Consider the following 18,533-nt stretch of genomic DNA (forward strand, 5'->3'; position numbering starts at 1 on the left):
TCCAATAATTCTAGTGCATAGTTTATGATGGAAATGACGGAGTGTGTCTGAGTGGTGACCGCCTCTTACAACGGGCACTCGTTCAGGACTGTGTTATACCTTCATTTTGAAATTGTTCGGTTTCTGTTGAGCCTTTCAATGCAGTAGTGGACGAAGTACCTCCGGTGATCACTTGTGCTACCTCATCAAAATAGCCAGTTCCTACCTCCCGCTGGTGGCGTGTTGCAGAATAACCGTAACTTTCACTGTCAAATTCAGCTTGTTGCAACTCGGAATAAGCCTCCATACCACGATCTTTATACTGACGGGCAAGTTCAAACATTCCATGGTTGAGGGCGTGGAACCCAGCTAAAGTAACGAATTGGAATTTATATCCCATTTCAGCCAGTTTTTCCTGAAAGTGAGCGATGGTCTCTTCATTCAGCTTTTTCTTCCAATTAAAGGATGGTGAACAATTATAAGCTAGCAGTTTACCAGGGTACTTTGCATGAACCGCCTCTGCAAACTTTCGTGCTTCCTCTAAATTAGGCTCAGATGTCTCGCACCATATTAAATCCGCATAAGGGGCATAAGATAACCCGCGAGCGATCGCCTGATCAATACCTGCTTTTGTTTTGAAAAATCCTTCGGCAGTACGTTCCCCTGTAATAAACTCATTATCAATAGGATCTACATCACTTGTAATTAAATCAGCCGCATTAGCATCTGTCCGTGCAATAATTATGGTAGGTACACCCATTGTATCTGCCGCAAATCGAGCAGAAATCAAATTTCGCACCGCTGTTTGTGTCGGCAATAAAACCTTTCCGCCTAGGTGCCCGCATTTTTTCTCTGAGGAAAGCTGATCTTCAAAATGAACGGCAGCCGCTCCCGCTTCGACCATCCCCTTCATCAGCTCAAATACATTCAATTGCCCCCCGAATCCTGCTTCTGCGTCTGCCACAATTGGGGCAAACCAATCTATGTCATTGTTTCCCTCCATATGGTGAATTTGGTCTGCCCGCTGCAAGGCCTGATTAATACGCTTAACTACTTGCGGAACACTGTTAGCTGGATACAGGCTTTGATCTGGATACATCTGTCCGGACAAGTTGGCATCTGCAGCCACTTGCCAACCGCTTAAGTAGATGGCTTTTAATCCTGCTTTGACTTGCTGCATCGCTTGATTTCCAGTTAGAGCTCCAAGAGCGTGAACATAGTCTTCTTCCTGTAGTAAATTCCAAAGTTTTTTCGACCCTTTTTCCGCTAATGTATATTGAATGTCGATCGATCCTCTGAGCCGAAGCACATCCTCGACATTATAAGGCCTTGTAATACCTTCCCATCTATCAGATTGCTCCCATTGCTCCCTTAAAATTTCTGCTCGCTCATTTCTCATTGCGCTTCCTCCTCGTAATTTCTGCTCACTTAAATTTTCCAGGCAAAGTCTTCTTTCCAATGACTGTTATCAACAGCAATTCTACCCTTACACTTATACACCCCCTGTTATATATTAATACAAAAACAGCCTATTATGTTATATAACAACACAACCAAAAAAATTTACTCCTCTTTCTTGGATAGGCAGTGGTTACACTCCATCATATACGTATAATTGCCGCCCTCCACTTTTGAACCACACTGCGGACAAGTATCTCCTGCATTTCTTCTTGTTTCATTCATTTTCATGTTAACTCCTCCCTTCTGTATAACAGTTTAATTACTTTGTTTTCTGTTATAAAACAGTCTACGGTGGTTCCCTCAATTTTGCAACCCCTATTTTAGAATTTTTAAAAAAATTATCAAAAGAATGTCTGAAAGCTTGTTATAACAAGCTTTACTTAATGAATAATTTTTACTTCACTATATAAAAAAGACCCGCCCCATCGGGCAGGTCTTTTACGCTCATTATGAAAAAATCTTGTCGATTTGAGTGATCTCGTGGTCTGTCAACTGCACATCCAATGTCTTTAAGTTGTCGATGACCTGATTTTCTCTTTTTGCCCCAGGAATAATCGCATCGATGGAATCACGTGTTAAATACCAGGCCAGTACAATATGAGCGACTTCTTCACCTTTTGACTCGGCAATTTCGCGTACTTGCTCTACTTTTTCCAGATTACGGCGGAAATCTTCACCCTGGAACAGTGGATTTTCAGCCCTAATGTCATCAAATGTAGTGTTTTGATCATATTTACCTGCAAGCAGCCCTGATGCTAATGGGAAATAAGGAACGAACGTGATGTTGTTGGCAGCAGTATAAGGCAGTAACTCACGTTCAGCTTCACGCTTAAACAAGTTATACTCTGATTGGATCACATCAACGTAACCGTCTTTATTCGCTTCTTGCAGTTGATCCAGTGTGAAATTTGAAACTCCGATCGAGCGAATTTTACCAGCATCTTTTAGTTCTTTCAATGCCCCGACAGCTTCGTCTTTAGGCGTATCTTCATCAGGAAAATGAATATAGAATAAATCTATATAATCAGTTTGCAGCCGTTCCAGACTTGAGTCCACTGCTTCTCTTAAAAAGTCGGGAGTGTTATTAAATACAACATCTTCCCCTTTAAATTGATGTGCGCCCTTGGTTGCGAGGACAACATCTTCCCGCTTTCCGTGTTCTTTCACGACTTGCCCTGTCAGCTCTTCCGAACGTTCAGGACCATAAATAAATGCTGTATCTAAAAAATTGATTCCGTGCTCAATAGCTGTTCGAACGACATTCTTCCCAGCTTCTTCATCTAAATCCGGATACAGATTGTGCCCCCCGACTGCATTGGTTCCAAGTCCAATCGGGTTCACTTTTATATCTGATTTTCCTAATTGAGTATGGTGCGCCATTCTATCAATCCTTTCTTAAGTCATAGTTTCACACCATACTTTCTACCACTTTTTTACACTGTTCAAACTTCTAGTGAATAGTGAGCTAGTGCGTTTGTCACTTTTCCATATTCTGAGGCATGCGGGCGGTCCTCACCGTCTCCGTATCCATAATCTACCATTCGGTTACGATTTAAACAAAGCTTGGTAAATTCGGGTTTAAAGAAATCAAACAACTGAAATCGGGATTCTAAATGGGGGAATTTCTTTTGGTAACGATGTATGGTGTGAGCTAGTTTCTCCCAAAATTCCGTTTCAGCTACTAACTGATGGTTATCCAATATGGCGGCCAAATATCGCAGATGGCAGATAAATAGCCCAGTAAATATGAACTGCGTTAACCCTTCCGGCGGTTCACTCCTCAATACCTGTTTCAACTCATCAGTCAATACACGTAACTCTTCAAAAGGCTGATCACTAATATTAACATCATCAACAAAGTCCTTCACAGCTAGACGATGAGGTTTGCAATCTTTCAAGACAAGAATTGTATTTTGCCCGTGTGGTGAAAAAACTGTTCCATATTGATACAGAAAATGAAGCAGCGGGTCCATAACAACTTGAAACAGATCTTCTATCCATTTTTCCGAAGTTAGACCAGAGTGCTCGATCAAGCTTTGAATATAAGGTTTACCCTCAGCATCCTCATGTATCAGAGCAGCTAATGTGATGGCTTGTTCATCCTCTTCAAGATACGAATAAATACTTTCTCTGAAAATGACCCCAAGCATTTCATGATATTGATAAGGAGCTTGTTTGAGCTGATCATAATACCGGTGATCAACGTTTATGCTTGCCACTTCACCTGGAAGAACTACCCGGCACTCCTCTTTTAAAAACGAGTCCTGCTCGTAAATCCCTTTAATAAATTCTGTGATTTTAGGTGCAATTAACGTTCGTTCAGAGGGAAGTCCTCTATATACGAGCGTATTTAAAATGCTCATCGGCAGCTTAACATGATGTTTCTTTTCATTTGATTGATTAACAAATGTCCGGACTGATTGCTGCGGTAAATAGTCATCTTTTCCCTTGCCTAGAGGAATTATATAACCATAAGCCAAGTCTTCAGCGAACTGTTGTATAATACTGTTCTTCCACTGCCATTCATGGACGGGCATCAAATAATAATGATCAGGATCAACATTGTACGTTTCCAGTTTGCTCCGAAACATCTCTTTTTCTTCAGTCGTTAGTTCATGATGTATTAAAGATTGATAGTTATAACCCTGTACAGTTTGAAAGCTTGCTCTATTGTGATGAACACCGATCCAAAGCAAGTTAACTTGCTGCTGTTGTTCAGGGGCATAAGCCAAGTAGTCATCGTAGCCAAACCCGATTCTCCCTTTATTATAAGTAATCCAAGGATGGCCCGTCATCCTCCCCTCAAGCCAGGCATAATCTTCATGAATTAACTCATCTGAACTTAAAGAACTGTCCTTTGAAATGTGAACATCAGCCAGCAAGGTATGATTCAATTCCTTGATTAAATGGCCGGCTGTTTCAGGTGACATGCCGATTAACGGCTGAATATCGAGAAGAAATTCAACTGCACTTACTGCTTCTTTCCTGTTTCCATCTTCCTCAATCTCAACAGAATCTATCCTTACATCAAAACTGTCAAAGTACCGCTTTCGGGCAAGAAATTGATAGATTTTACGATCGTTTACAACCAGTTTATAGGCAGTAAGCTCACTTTCAGCCAAAGCCTCAGGCTGAATCATATCTTCGTACATATATTCCGCCATCATTTTCGCGATCAACTGTTTATTGACATGCTTCCAGCGGTCTTTGTCCAATACCTCTTTTATTTGCTCGGCATATAACATACGGACCCTTCTTTCTCTGACTGATTTAAAGTTCCAAAAGTTTGGAATACATATTGCTTCTGTAAAGGAAATACTTCTCTTCCGGCGATCCTGTTAATAATGACTGAGTTTCTATAAGCTCCCAACCCGAGGTCAGGGGCTCCTACACCATGTGAGTGCATTTCCGCATTCTGGACAAATATCTTGTTACCTTGATTAATAATGTTATAGTCTTCTCCAACTTTGTACCTGCCCTGTTCATCCCATTCTATTAAATGATTAAGGGGGGCTAGAAACTTCGGTACTTCAGTTTTATATCCTGTTCCAAGGATAATCACATCACTTTCATTTTCAAATGTTACACCATTAATTAACTGACGGCCGTGCAGATTCCAATTTGTTTGTGCCTTTTCAATCGACGTAATTTCAGACATCGCTTGTAAATGCACGTTCAACGTTTGAGCGCCTCCAACTGTCCCTTCATATAAACAATCATATATATCCGAGATTGTTTCCATACTAATTCCTTTGTACAGCAGGTTTTGTTCCTGTAATAAGTCATCTTTCTTATGCTGAGGCAATTGATAAAAGAATTTTGTATAATCTGGAGAAAAATACTCTAATCCAAGTTTCGAATATTCCATCGGGAAAAAGCCCTTTGAGCGTGTGTACCAATGGATTTCCGCATCTTCTCCTCTAGTTTTTAACAAGTCGAGAAATACTTCTGCCGCACTTTGGCCAGATCCAACTACTGTAATCGAATCAGCATCTGATACGGCTTTCTTTTGCTCTAAGTATTCTGACGTATGGAAAATCGTTTCCCCTGTATGCTCCTTCAGATTTGACGGAATTGAAGGTACAGACCCGATCCCAACTACTAAATTTCTCGTCAAAATTCGAGTATTTGTTTTTTGGTCAAGGTCCTCGACATGTACCTCATACACTTTTTCTCCGTTCTCCAACTGAAGTTCATGCACAGCCTGTACATCCCTATTAAAATGGCAATTCTCAAGCTGCTTAGACACCCACTTGCAATAGTGGTTGTATTCTTTTCGTGAAATATGAAATTTCTCTAAAAAATAGAAGTGATACAATCGCCCATGCTGCTGCAAATAGTTCAAAAAGCTATAATCACTCTGCACATTTGCTAAACTTACTAAATCAGCGAAAAAAGGAACTTGCAGTGTTGTGCCTTCAATCATCATTCCAGGATGCCAGTCAAACTCTGGCTTTTTGTCAAGAAACATTCCACCGATATCGTCTACCTCATCTAGTAATGCGGCTAGGCCCAAATTAAATGGACCAAGCCCAACTCCTATTAAGTCGTAAATAAACTCCTGATCTTGTTCATGAATAGACACTTGACCACCTCTTTTCAAAAACTTCCCGCTCACAGAACATGAGCATTGCCTTCTTATCAGGTAACTGGATAGGTTCTACTTTTCTAAACCCACACTTTTCAAATACATGAATCATTTTCTCGTTTCTACAATCAGGTTCAGCAACCACTTTTTGAGTATCTTGATATGTAAATTGGAACTCCAGCATAGCTCTCAGTAAATGCTGTGATAATCCTTTACCAAGATAACTGGTTTCCCCGATCAACAAATGTATGCCTTGATCGTAAGGTTCTGTCTTATAGCTATTTTCCACGACATCCCCTTTGACCCAATAGCATTCCCAGTAGCTCATCGGCACGCCATCCAACAATCCGATGTATAACTTCTGATGCTGATCGGAAACGGCTTTTTCCATGTGCTTCAGCAAATTTTCTTCAGAGATATTTAATTGCCAGAACGGAATCACATGATCCTGGTGCATCCATTTCATGATCATCGGGAAATCCTTCTCAAGCTCAAAGGGTCTAAATGAAATAGTTTGACTGACCGCCTCATCATAAACCTTATATTCCATGTACACTCTCCACCTTTCTGTAAAGAGGATTCTCCACGAGCGTATAGACGGATTGATTTGCTAATGAACCTATGAGCTCGTCCATATCGTAAAATCGTGTTAATAGATTAGCTTTACAAGGCAACTGGGCATCATATAAAAGCGAATTTAGCAGCGCTGAAGATTCTGAGTTCTCGTCTTCATGCTGCTTTAATCGTTCGTGTAAAAGTTCTATCAACGGTTCCTCTGAGATTAACCCTTTCATTCCAAAACTATTGATTAATCCAAACAAGTGATTGAGGAAGAAGTAATATCTGAACCGTTCAACCGCAATGTCATCAGCACAAATCGTATCACTTTTTTTGTTCAAGTCTGGCAGAATCTTTCTTAAATATTCGGCTTTGGATTCGCTGTAATAGTATCCTTGGTTATCACGATAATAAAATTGAACAGGGTATCCATCTTGTAACTTAACTATCGAATTTTGCTGATGGGCTTCCAACACGATGCCATATTTCCTGTATAACCAAAGGAGAGGCTCCAAGGTTAAGGACAGATATCGATCAAACCAATCAAGGCTCACCTCATCTACCTTCCTGTTTTCGCTCGCAGCTATTTTTTCGATGAGTACTTGTAATCGTGATTGTTCACTGTAAGCATGATCCTGACATAAACCCGCCACTAACGTAACCTGACGACTGCCTTCGTAAAAGGGATTGCCCCGTAAAACTACATCATAACTAGAATCAGAATTAGGCAATTGCAGTTTAAGGTAAGCTGGGTCTTGAATAATCTCAAATCCCGGAAATTCTTCATACAAACGGCTTCCTACTTCCGTTTCCAGCAGTCTGGAGATCTCAACACCTCTGTCCAACTCTTTTTGCTGGTTGACACGTAATGAATTTGTAATTTTTATCGGAATCGAAAACTTGTACATGTACTCAGAATCTTTTCTATAAACCGTACGGAATGATGACGTTGCTGAATATGGTGAACCTAATGGGCCTAGATAGTCGAGCAGACCTTTCTTGAGTAACACTTTAACTTCCTGATCTTCAAGCATTGCTTGGGCTTGCAGGGGATGTACAGGCAATAGAACAAAACCGCTTTGTTCATTCAGGATTTGCTCGATTTTCTCCTGTGATATCTCTGGATCGTTTTGAAGCTGGTTAATAATCTGTTGTCCTGCTGAATGCTGCAATGAACTGTCCTGAATAATATAATCTTGCCTTGCTTTAAAGTAATGAAGCTGAAATTCGCCTTTCATTTCAGGTGAGTAAAGTTTGTCTTCCTTATCCGATATCCCTTGTTTACTTTTAGGAGTAGGGTGCAGCAAGTGTCCTAATAATAAAGATTGTTCCGCTTCGATAAAATCAAAATCATCTTGAACTAAACGCACCGAATCTTGTTCGCGATTTTCAATATATTTGCTTAAGTTTTGACAGCTCAAGATGACTCGAAGCATCAGTTCATCCTGCGTATTTCCTTGACCGTGATGTAAAGATAGCTCCTTCGTAATTAACGAGACTAATGAAATATAATCAAGAGTGATAACCGTCCCATCTCCTCCTGGCTGCAAATAAAATGGATAGGTAAATTGGTGGCGGCCGGTCAGTGACCAATAACGAACAGGAAAAAAAAGTGTCAAGTTTTGATGGGGTAATTTACATACGATGACTTGCTCTTCTTCTGTCTTCACCTGTGGAAATCCGCTGCTGCTTCTTAGTTTGTAATGCCCAGTTTCACGCAAATAACAATTCGCGAAGCTTTGCATGGTAACCTGCTCGGCAATCTGTTTGATATCATTCATTGAGTTACCCTCCTTGATTTGATCTCATTAAATCCCAACACCTCTATGTCATTTAAAATTGCTTTGATATCCGGGATCTCCGTTCTCGGATTTAATAACGTAAACTTTAAATAGATATCCTCTCCAACCTTAGTTTTTGCAATAGCAGCCATTCCTTTTTCAAATAACTGCTGCTGGATAGACCGATTGAGCTCATTTAGTTCCTTCCCCGCGACCCCCTTTGGTTCAAAGCGAAAAATAATCGTATTTAGTTCTGGAGTTGTTGTTAACACATTAAAATGATCTAACTTCTCTATTAGTTGTGCTGATTGATTGGCTACAACGAAAGTATGGTCGATCATGTCACAAAAACGGTCTGTTCCCACTGTTCTAAGTGAAACAAAAAGTTTGAAAGCATCGAATCTTCTTGTCGTTACAACGGACTTGTTAACCAGATTGACGATTCCTTCTTCTTCATCTGCTTCGGGGTTTAAGTAGTCAGCATGATAATTCGTATGTTTAAATGAACGACCATCATTAACGAGAAAAGCACCACAACTGATCGGCTGATAAAACAACTTATGAAAATCTACAGTAATCGAATCAGCAAATTGAATGCCATTTAATTTATGAGCATGTGTCCGGCTTAGAATTAATGCACCGCCAAAAGCAGCATCTGCATGGAACCATAATCCATTTGCGTCAGCTATCTCCGCCAGTTTTTCCAGTGGATCGATACTGCCGAAATCCGTTGTACCGCAAGTTCCTACTAAAGCAAAAGGCAAAGCGCCTTCCTTTCGCAATGTCTCCAGCTTTTCCTGCAAATCATAAATACTAACTCTATGATTATGATCTGTCTTTATGGTTATAACAGATTCAGCTCCCAATCCAAGTTGTGATGCTGACTTCTGAACCGTAAAGTGGGCATCTTCTGAACATAGAATTTTCATCTTTTTGAACGCTGCAGGTAATCCTTCTTGTTGTACCCGACAGCCCCAGTGCTTCTCACAAAAAGAATCTCTAGCTAAAAGAAGTCCCATATAATTGGATTGACTGCCACCACTTGAAAAGATGCCATCAGATGTTTCAGCAAGCCCAAAACGCTGAGTTAACCACGCAATCATCTCTCGTTCCACATAAGTAGCTGCAGTACTTTGATCCCATGAATCCATGGATTGATTGAGTGAACTGATGATCATCTCTGCCGCGATTCCTGATAATAAGGGAGGACAATGCAAATGAGCCACACTTTTTTCGTGAGATATATGGAGATTGTTTTTTAAAAAAGGGGCATCAATGGTTTCTAATAAATTGCTAATCGTCTCTCCCTGCCTCGTTGACATGGTGATCTTGCTTATTGCTTGTTGAACGTTATCAGGTTTTCCGCCCATATAAGGGTGGTCAAACCCTGAAAAAACATCAGTCAGTTTTGCGGATACGTGCTGTACCACCTCTTCATAGGCTTTTAATCCTTTTGCTCCTTGATGAAAAAACAAGTCATCAAACGTTTTATAGCTTGTGTTATCACTTCTCACTTCTTGTAAAGAATGCACGGTTCACTACCCCTTTTCTAATCCAGCAAGTATAGATTCTTTTATGATATTTGCCACGTCGTCAACTTGATGTTTGGTAATGATCAACGGAGGCAACAAACGGACAACACTCCCATGTCTGCCGCCAACCTCTACAATCAAACCTCGCTCTAAGCAATTTTTCTGAATGCCACTAGCAAGTTCTGGATTAGCAGGAAAACTTCCGTCAGAAGAGGGTTTTAACGTTGGATCTACTATTTCAACACCGATCATTAACCCCCTGCCTCTGACATCCCCTAGCTCTGGTACGTCTTTTTGCACCTTTGTTAACAAGCCCATTAATCGATCACCCATGTTTTCAGCGTGTGTCACTAGATTCTGATCCTTAATAAATTTAAGAGTAGCTGTGCCAGCAGCCATAGCCAATTGGTTTCCTCTGAACGTTCCAATGTGAGCTCCAGGCTGCCATTGGTCTAACTTCTTATCATAAATCACGACAGATAATGGCAGGCTGCCCCCTGTGGCTTTAGATAAGACCACAACATCAGGGACAATATCAGCATGTTCAAAAGCAAAGAATTTACCAGTACGGCCGATACCTGTTTGAATTTCATCGATGATAAGCGGAATATTCCTTTCTTCCGTTATTCGTCGCATTTCCTTCAGCCATTCTATATTTGCCGGAATCGATCCGCCTTCTCCCTGAACAACTTCTAAAATCATCGCTGCGGGGGGTAAAATTCCACTTTCAGGATCATCTAACATGTTTTCAATATACCTGCTGCTTATTTGATGACTTGCGTCTCCCCCGATTCCAAAAGGGCAGCGATAGGCGTAGGGATAAGGCATGAAGTGTGTGTTTGGCACAAGCCCATGCACCTTTTCTTTAGGCCCCAAAGTTCCGCTAATCGCCATGGTTCCATGTGTAGATCCGTGATATCCTCCGTGGAAAGATAAAATTGTGCTTTTCCCTGTGGCCGTTTTTACGAGTTTCATTGCCGCTTCGATAGCGTCCCCGCCAGTTGGCCCGCAAAATTGTATTTTAGCTTTTTCCGCAAACTCTTGGGGCAGGGCAGCGTATATTTCATTTATAAATTCTTCTTTTACAGGGGTTGTCAAATCTAGGGTGTGGAAAGGCCTTTGATCTTTGATCACTTGTTCCATCGCCTCGACCACTTTTGGATGATTATGGCCAAGAGCTAATGTCCCTGCACCTGCTAAGCAGTCGTAGTATTGTTTCCCATCCATATCTGTCACAAAGATCCCTTGAGCTTTATCGATTGCAATTGGAATTCTACGTGGATATGAACGGGCATTTGATTCGCGTTGTTCTTGTGTATCTAATAAGGATTGATTGTTTTTCTCCAGCTGTGTCAGCATAAAAAAACTCCTTTACTAATTGATAATTATTTTCAATTGATTTGCAGGACTAGCATAGTTGATAATGATTATCAATGTCAATGAAACTTGTGTACCACTTCATTAACAATCATCGAATCAAAGTGTTTGAATAATTAGAGATTTTTTCACCCTTTACAACTTCCTAAAAAAGACAAAAAATAAGGGATGTGCCTTGTTAAGCACATCCCTTAAGGAGAAAATCGATCATTTTTCAAGTTTTTGTATTTGAAACCAAGCATAAGGTCTTTTGAACTAATTTCAAGCCAAATGTTTCGTGCAATTATAGAGGTCACAGATCCATTTTTCCTCTAATTTATTGACAATCGTAACAGAAGTGTTGTTTAAACTCTCAACCTTTTTAAAACCTTCGTCCAACCCTTGAACAAGGTGTCCAATAAAACCACCATGACTTACGATCAGCACACGTTTATTTGGATGGTTGGTAACTACATCGTTTACAAATGACCTTCCTCGTTTTAGTACATCAGGCTGCTTTTCTATTCCTAACTCAAGGTCACGCCAGTTTACTCCCCACTTCTCTATTCTTTCTTCTTCAATTGTCCCTTCAATTTGTCCGCCTGATACTTCTTTAATTCTCTGATCGAAAAAAATCTCTTGAATAGATAATTGTTCAGCTATAATTTCTGCAGTCTGTTTGGCTCTTAACAAGGGGCTTGAATAAACAAGGCCCCATTCTTCATCCTGCAATCGTTCAGCTAGTTTATATGCGTCCTCTCTTCCTTCTTGATCGAGTGGAATATCCGAATTTCCCTGTGCTCTTTTCTCCTTATTCCACGGTGTGCTTCCATGTCTAATCAACCCAAGTGTGGTCATGTCAGAACCTCCTCTTAACGAAAATAATTCCTAAAAAAAGAGCCGCATGGGCTCTTTTTTCAGATCAGTCTAAATCATGATCCGTAACGGCACCTTTTGAAGCCGAAGACACGAGTCGAGCATATTTCGCAAGTACACCTGTCTTATGTCGCAGCTCAGGTTGTACCCATTCTTGCTTACGGTTTTCTAACTCTTCGTCTGTTACGTCAAAATTAATCTGTTGTGTTTCACTATCAATCATAATCGTATCGCCTTCTTTAAGCAGGCCTACCGGGCCGCCAACGAACGCTTCAGGGGCAACATGTCCAATTACAAACCCGTGTGAACCTCCAGAAAAGCGTCCGTCCGTCAATAGAGCCACTTTACCTCCAAGACCTTTCCCGACAATCATGGAGGTGATTGAAAGCATCTCCGGCATTCCAGGACCGCCTTTTGGACCTACATTTCTAATGACAACCACATCGCCTTCTTTCACTTGGTCTTCCACGATGGCAGTTGTCGCCTCTGCCTCACCATCAAAAACTCGTGCGGGTCCTTCAAAGCGGCTGATTTTCTGCCCGGACATTTTGGCTACTGCTCCTTCTGGTGCAAGATTACCCTTTAATAATACAAGGGGGCCATTCGGTTTTATAGGCTCATCAAATGGCACGATGACTTGCTGTCCCTCTTTTAACGGATCTGCTTCTTCAAGGTTCTCTGCAACTGTCTTTCCTGTTACGGTTAGGCAATCGCCATGCAGCAGTCCTTGTTCGTGCAGCAGCTTCATGACTGCAGGTACTCCGCCACTTTCATATAGATCCTGCATTACGTATTTTCCGCTTGGTTTCATATCAGCAATGTGCGGAACCTCCAGACGAATTCGTTCAAAATCATCGAGGGAGAGATCAACGCCGGCTGAATGCGCCATGGCTGTTAAATGCAAGAACGCATTCGTTGACCCGCCTAGCGCCATCACAACAGTGACCGCATTTTCAAAAGCTTTCTTCGTCATGATATCTCGAGGGTAAATTCCCTTTTCAAGCAATTCAATGACAAGTTCGCCTGCTTGCTTACATTCTTGTTCTTTATAATCATTTACCGCTGGGGTAGAAGACGAACCAGGGATGCTCATTCCAAGCGCTTCTACAGCAGAGGCCATCGTATTGGCTGTGTACATACCACCACAAGCTCCTGCTCCCGGACAGGCATGACACTCCACCTTATGCAGTTGATCATCATCAATTGTTCCCTCATGATACTGACCCACTGCTTCAAATGAAGACACGATATCGATATCCTTACCGTCCAGCTTACCCGGCTGAATAGTACCGCCATAAACATAAACGGAAGGAATATTTAAGCGGCCAAGCGCCATAAGACATCCAGGCGTCGTTTTATCACACCCGCCAATGGCAACCACACCATCTAACCGTTCTGCATTCGTAACCGTCTCAATAGAATCTGCAATGATTTCACGGCTTGGCAGAGAATAATGCATCCCTTCATGCCCCATAGCAATGCCGTCTGAAACTGTAATCGTATTAAAAATCATCGGAGCTCCGCCGTTGTCGGCTGCTCCCTGCTTTGCTTCTTTTGCCAGGTCATCAATATGTATATTACAAGGAGTTACCTCACTCCATGTACTGGCAACACCAATCATTGGCTTCTGAAAATCTTCATCTTCAAAACCAACCGCACGTAGCATCGAACGGTTCGGAACCCTGTTCACACCTTCACTGATTACTTTACTGCGAATACGTAAATCCTTTTTCTCAGCCATTGTCTTCATCCTTTCCTGCCTATCTAACAAAATAAAATAATTTTCTATTATAACGATGATACAGATTTCAGCGTAAATTCGCAATCAATTTTCTGAAAATATGAAACTTTCCATCTAATAAAGCGCTTTCTTTATTGTTCTTATCAACCTTGGTTTTTTAAAAAAATTCTAACCCGGCTGTATTGATCCCAGCCGTGTTAGAATATTATCTTCTGCTCTACTTAAACTCTCTGGTAGCAGCTACGGCCTTTTTCCAGCCGCTGTACAATTGCTCTCGTTTTTCAACTTCCATGGTTTCAGCGAATGTCTGGTCATTCCTCCATTGTTTTGCGATATCCTCTTTATTCTTCCAATATCCGACGGCCAATCCAGCAAGATAAGCTGCTCCTAATGCTGTTGTTTCCTGAACCACGGGCCTCTCTACAGGCACACCGAGAATGTCACTCTGAAACTGCATTAAGAAGTCATTTTTTACAGCACCGCCATCCACACGTAATGTGCTTACATCAATTTCTGAATCAGCAATCATAGCATCGAGAACATCTTTCGTTTGATAGGCAAGCGATTCTAATGTTGCCCGAACGAAATGGTCCTTGGTCGTTCCTCGAGTTAATCCAAACACAGCTCCCCGGGCATCACTATCCCAGTAAGGTGTCCCTAAACCAACAAAGGCTGGAACGAAGTAAACCCCCTCCGTAGTGTCAACCTCTGTCGCGAAGTCTTCACTTTGCGGCGCATTTTCAATCAGTTGCAAACCATCACGGAGCCATTGAATAGCTGAACCAGCTACAAAGATACTTCCTTCAAGCGCATATTCTACTTTTCCGTCAACTCCCCACGCCAACGTTGTCAGTAACCCATGCTTAGAAGTTACCCCTTCTTCTCCAGTATTCATCAACATAAAGCAACCCGTGCCGTAAGTGTTTTTAGCCATTCCCTTGTCAAAACAAGCCTGACCAAACAGGGCAGCTTGCTGGTCTCCAGCAATTCCAGCGATCGGAACCTCATGCCCGAAGAAATGATAATCAACTGTCTTCGCATACACTTCTGAAGATTGTTTCACCTCTGGGAGCATTGTTTTTGGAATGTCCAGAATTTCTAATAATTCATCATCCCACTTCAGATCATAAATATTGAAAAGTAACGTCCTGGAAGCATTTGAATAATCTGTAATATGGGTCTTTCCGCCAGACAACTTATAGACGAGCCATGTGTCCATAGTTCCAAACAGCAGATCACCTTTTTCTGCTTTTTCGCGGGCCCCTTCGACATGGTCCAGAATCCATTTCACCTTTGTTCCTGAAAAGTATGGATCCAACAATAGCCCTGTTTTTTCTTTAAAAAGCTCATTATGTCCTTTTTCGCGCAGATCCTTACAAATGCCTTCCGTTTGACGGGATTGCCAAACGATCGCTTTATAAATTGGTTTTCCAGTATGTTTATCCCAAACTACCGTCGTTTCTCGTTGATTTGTGATACCGATTCCAGCTATTTGATCAGGCTCAACGTCGGCCTTTCTAAGAACTTCCGCCACACAGGCAAGAACCGATGTCCAAATCTCATTTGCGTCATGCTCCACCCAGCCTGGTTGAGGGAAAAATTGCTCAAACTCCTGTTGACCTGTTTCAACAATTTCTCCTTTTTGATTAAATAAAATGGCTCGTGAACTTGTCGTACCCTGATCTAACGATAAAATGAATGTGTCACTCATTTGAAAATCACCCTCCAATTATAGTATTTAAGTCAGGTTAAATTAGACTATCTTTTCCTCAATTTTATCTGCAGCGGTTTCACCTTTCTTCAACTCTGCTCTCGCTGCACCGAATAAAATGAAGGCCATGATCACACTTAACACCCAAAATAATGGCGTGAATTCTCCTAGGAACAAGGCCCGGTAAAAGACAGCACCATAGATTCCGCCTAAAATGGGACCTACAACAGGGATCCATGCATAACTCCAATCAGATCCTCCCTTCCCTGGTATCGGCAGCAGCGCATGCGCGATTCTCGGGCCAAGGTCACGGGCAGGATTGATCGCATACCCAGTGGCTCCCCCTAAGGACATTCCAATCGCTACAATTAAAGCCCCAACAATCAATGGATTCAAGCCCTCTGTAAAATCATTAGCACCAATAAACATCAATCCCATCAACAGGACAAATGTACCCACTATTTCACTAACTAAATTAGAAAACGGACTGCGAATAGCCGGGTCTGTCGCAAATACACCCAGTTTTGCTGCCTGATCTTTTGTCTCTTTCCAATGTGGCAAATAATTAAAGAATACAATTACAGCGCCGATAAAAGCACCAAGCATTTGCGCACTAATGTATAACGGCACTTTCGACCAAGGGAATTCTCCAGCTGCTGCAAAGCCTAGTGTGACAGCAGGATTAATATGCGCTCCTGTAAAATTACCAACTGCATAAACACCCATAGCTACAGCCAGCCCCCAGCCGATCGTAATCACAACCCAGCCGGCACCTTCTGCTTTGGTGCCTTTCAACACGACTCCACCGACTACTCCGCCGCCCAAAATAATCAGAATCATCGTGCCCAGTACTTCAGCAACAAATTCAGACATAAGCTCACTCCTTTTGTTCCATTAACCTCGTTTTGAAGACAAAAAAAAGACCCACCACTAAAATGCCAGTACTTTTCTAAAAAATAAAGTACTAAAATTAGTGTGAGTCTCCAGATCTCCATCACGTAGTTAACTTGTTAATTACAATTTAAACCATTGTGTAAACGCTGTCAACAGATTTAATCAAATTGGTTAAGATTGCTTAATTCAGAAAAGAATGTTTTAGAAAGGATTATTTTACGTTTACTGCGATATAATTGTATAAAAATAACTTTGATTATCGCCCATTTTATTATAAACTTCAGTAATGAAGAAAACTTGGAAATAGGAATGGTGTTCATGTTTAATAAACAAAAAACGTACGATAAATTATTAGAGCTTGTAAAGGCAGAAAACATAAAACCAGAAGAAAACTTAAGGAACCATCTCTACACAAAACTTGGCGGAAAAGCCGATTTCTTTATCACGCCGACAACTTATGAGGAAATTCAAAAAGTTGTAAAATTCTCTAATGAAGAGGATATCCCCTTCACACTGCTTGGCAACGGATCAAATTTAATTATTAAAGACGGTGGTATCCGCGGAATCGTCATCAACCTCAAGCACCTTGATGACATTTCTACAGAAGAAAATACGCTGGTAGCTCAAAGTGGTGCTCGCATTATCGATGCCTCATTATTTGCCATGAAACAACGTTTATCTGGCCTTGAATTCGCCTGCGGAATCCCTGGGACAGTTGGGGGAGCTCTTTACATGAATGCAGGGGCATACGGTGGAGAAATTAAAGATGTCCTGGACTACGCTTATGTTGTAGATAAGAACGGAGATATTGTGAAGCGGCTGGCTACAGAATTAGATCTGGACTATCGCACCAGTAACATACCAGACAATGGGGACATTGTAATTGAGGCGACTTTTAACTTGAAACCTGCGAAATATGAGGACATTAAGGCTGTAGTCGATGACCTCACTTATAAACGGGAATCTAAACAGCCACTGGAATACCCGTCTTGCGGCAGTGTCTTTAAACGCCCGCCTGGATACTTTGCAGGCAAACTTATTCAAGATAGCAGGCTCCAGGGAACGAACATTGGCGGGGCTGAAGTTTCTACGAAGCATGCCGGTTTTATCATCAATAAAAATAATGCAACAACAACAGATTATATTTCTTTGATCGAACATGTACAACAAACAGTCAAAGATAAATTTGGTGTTGAACTTGAACGAGAAGTAAGAATTATTGGAGAAGATAAAGAATAAATGTAGCTGCGTATCCATCGGGTGCGCAGTTTTTTTATGATTTTCAAACTGCTGCCCTTTTGGCTGCATGACTTGCTGAATAAAAATTACAATTTAAAAGATAATAGTCAGTGAAGTTATATAAAGGAGCATACAAACTTATGACAAGCTTTTTAGTCAAAATCGTTACCCTTCCGATTGTACTCATCTTAGCTATGTATTGTTTAGCCGGTGTCGATTATGGCTCAATATGGCAGCCTATCATAGTTTCCATCGTTCTGTTAGCAGTAGGATTAGTTATGGAATATATGCTGCTTAACGACCAGGGTTCATTATGGAGAAGTACTCTGTTAGATTTCATAACATCCTTCCTCATTATTTGGGCATTATCCAATATATTTATGGGGGCAGAGGTTACGTTTACAGGGGCCCTCATTACTTCCTTAGTCATCGGAGTGTGTGAGTATTTTCTTCACAAATATCTTATCGGTTCCCGAAAAACAGCTAAATCACCAGCATAATTTGAAAATACCGAAGCAGAGACAGCTTCGGTATTTTTCATGCTTTGTATTGTTATTCAAGGATTATTCATGGTCAAAATCCGAATTCTTGATCCTCTAAGCACATCTCACATACATCGTAACTATCGTAGGTGTGTTCAAACAGGTTATCTCCAGCTGTTTGCTGAATTCTACCGCATATTTCACAAATTCGAACCATTTATACCAAGCTCCTCGTTTTTTGATCCAATTTCTCACTAAATGACAGTATTAAACTATGGAGCGTTCACCTTAACAATCTATGTATAAACCTCTCACTTGCTTATATGATTTCCTTT

The 18,533-nt window shown here is 41.2% G+C and carries 16 protein-coding genes; 2 read left to right on the forward strand and 14 right to left on the reverse strand.

Annotated elements, in window-relative coordinates; translation table 11 throughout:
• Nucleotides 1-82 precede the first annotated feature (82 nt).
• From aceA to G6R08_RS04055, 13 genes are all read right to left on the reverse strand, one after another.
• On the reverse strand, nucleotides 83-1,378 hold the full coding sequence (gene aceA, locus G6R08_RS03995) for an isocitrate lyase (RefSeq protein ID WP_163526786.1): 1,296 nt from the start codon (nucleotides 1,376-1,378) through the stop codon (nucleotides 83-85).
• Between the two features lie 164 nt (nucleotides 1,379-1,542).
• Complete coding sequence (locus tag G6R08_RS04000) at nucleotides 1,543-1,668, reverse strand: YhfH family protein (RefSeq protein WP_163526787.1); 126 nt, start codon at nucleotides 1,666-1,668, stop codon at nucleotides 1,543-1,545.
• Between the two features lie 219 nt (nucleotides 1,669-1,887).
• Nucleotides 1,888-2,820: an aldo/keto reductase gene (locus G6R08_RS04005; protein ID WP_163526788.1), complete on the reverse strand. Its 933-nt coding sequence runs from the start codon at nucleotides 2,818-2,820 to the stop codon at nucleotides 1,888-1,890.
• Between the two features lie 62 nt (nucleotides 2,821-2,882).
• Complete coding sequence (locus G6R08_RS04010) at nucleotides 2,883-4,685, reverse strand: IucA/IucC family protein (RefSeq protein WP_163526789.1); 1,803 nt, start codon at nucleotides 4,683-4,685, stop codon at nucleotides 2,883-2,885.
• Complete coding sequence (locus G6R08_RS04015; protein WP_420810416.1) at nucleotides 4,664-6,019, reverse strand: lysine N(6)-hydroxylase/L-ornithine N(5)-oxygenase family protein; 1,356 nt, start codon at nucleotides 6,017-6,019, stop codon at nucleotides 4,664-4,666. The genes G6R08_RS04010 and G6R08_RS04015 overlap by 22 nt, the downstream gene beginning before the upstream one ends.
• Nucleotides 6,012-6,578 (reverse strand): GNAT family N-acetyltransferase, encoded by a 567-nt coding sequence (locus tag G6R08_RS04020; RefSeq protein WP_163526791.1) that lies wholly within the window; start codon nucleotides 6,576-6,578, stop codon nucleotides 6,012-6,014. Before G6R08_RS04020 ends, G6R08_RS04015 begins: the two co-directional genes overlap by 8 nt.
• Nucleotides 6,568-8,367, reverse strand: coding sequence for an IucA/IucC family protein (locus G6R08_RS04025; protein WP_163526792.1), 1,800 nt, complete (start codon nucleotides 8,365-8,367; stop codon nucleotides 6,568-6,570). The genes G6R08_RS04020 and G6R08_RS04025 overlap by 11 nt, the downstream gene beginning before the upstream one ends.
• Complete coding sequence (locus G6R08_RS04030; protein WP_240339642.1) at nucleotides 8,364-9,899, reverse strand: pyridoxal phosphate-dependent decarboxylase family protein; 1,536 nt, start codon at nucleotides 9,897-9,899, stop codon at nucleotides 8,364-8,366. Before G6R08_RS04030 ends, G6R08_RS04025 begins: the two co-directional genes overlap by 4 nt.
• A gap of 6 nt (nucleotides 9,900-9,905) precedes the next feature.
• Nucleotides 9,906-11,258, reverse strand: a complete 1,353-nt coding sequence (locus G6R08_RS04035; RefSeq protein ID WP_163526793.1) for an aspartate aminotransferase family protein — start codon at nucleotides 11,256-11,258, stop codon at nucleotides 9,906-9,908.
• Nucleotides 11,259-11,537: 279 nt separating this feature from the next.
• On the reverse strand, nucleotides 11,538-12,113 hold the full coding sequence (locus tag G6R08_RS04040; RefSeq protein ID WP_163526794.1) for a histidine phosphatase family protein: 576 nt from the start codon (nucleotides 12,111-12,113) through the stop codon (nucleotides 11,538-11,540).
• Nucleotides 12,114-12,177: 64 nt separating this feature from the next.
• The gene (ilvD, locus tag G6R08_RS04045; protein ID WP_163526795.1) at nucleotides 12,178-13,872 is read right to left on the reverse strand and encodes a dihydroxy-acid dehydratase; all 1,695 of its coding nucleotides are present in this window, start codon (nucleotides 13,870-13,872) and stop codon (nucleotides 12,178-12,180) included.
• A 217-nt stretch (nucleotides 13,873-14,089) separates the two neighbouring features.
• On the reverse strand, nucleotides 14,090-15,583 hold the full coding sequence (gene glpK, locus G6R08_RS04050) for a glycerol kinase GlpK (protein WP_163526796.1): 1,494 nt from the start codon (nucleotides 15,581-15,583) through the stop codon (nucleotides 14,090-14,092).
• A 42-nt stretch (nucleotides 15,584-15,625) separates the two neighbouring features.
• Nucleotides 15,626-16,456 (reverse strand): MIP/aquaporin family protein, encoded by an 831-nt coding sequence (locus tag G6R08_RS04055; protein ID WP_079527040.1) that lies wholly within the window; start codon nucleotides 16,454-16,456, stop codon nucleotides 15,626-15,628.
• 339 nt (nucleotides 16,457-16,795) lie between these two features.
• Here G6R08_RS04055 and murB point away from each other — a divergent pair, with 339 nt between their 5' ends.
• Nucleotides 16,796-17,716, forward strand: coding sequence for a UDP-N-acetylmuramate dehydrogenase (gene murB / locus G6R08_RS04060; protein WP_163526797.1), 921 nt, complete (start codon nucleotides 16,796-16,798; stop codon nucleotides 17,714-17,716).
• A gap of 140 nt (nucleotides 17,717-17,856) precedes the next feature.
• A complete protein-coding gene (locus tag G6R08_RS04065) occupies nucleotides 17,857-18,216 on the forward strand; it encodes a DUF2512 family protein (protein WP_163526798.1) in 360 nt (119 codons plus the stop codon).
• 73 nt (nucleotides 18,217-18,289) lie between these two features.
• Here the strand turns inward: G6R08_RS04065 and G6R08_RS22240 are convergent, their stop codons facing one another.
• Nucleotides 18,290-18,415 (reverse strand): hypothetical protein, encoded by a 126-nt coding sequence (locus tag G6R08_RS22240; RefSeq protein ID WP_275897923.1) that lies wholly within the window; start codon nucleotides 18,413-18,415, stop codon nucleotides 18,290-18,292.
• Nucleotides 18,416-18,533: the final 118 nt, after the last annotated feature.

The organism is Halobacillus ihumii, assembly GCF_902726645.1.
In the GTDB taxonomy this organism is placed as follows: Bacteria; Bacillota; Bacilli; order Bacillales; family Halobacillaceae; genus Halobacillus_A; species Halobacillus_A ihumii.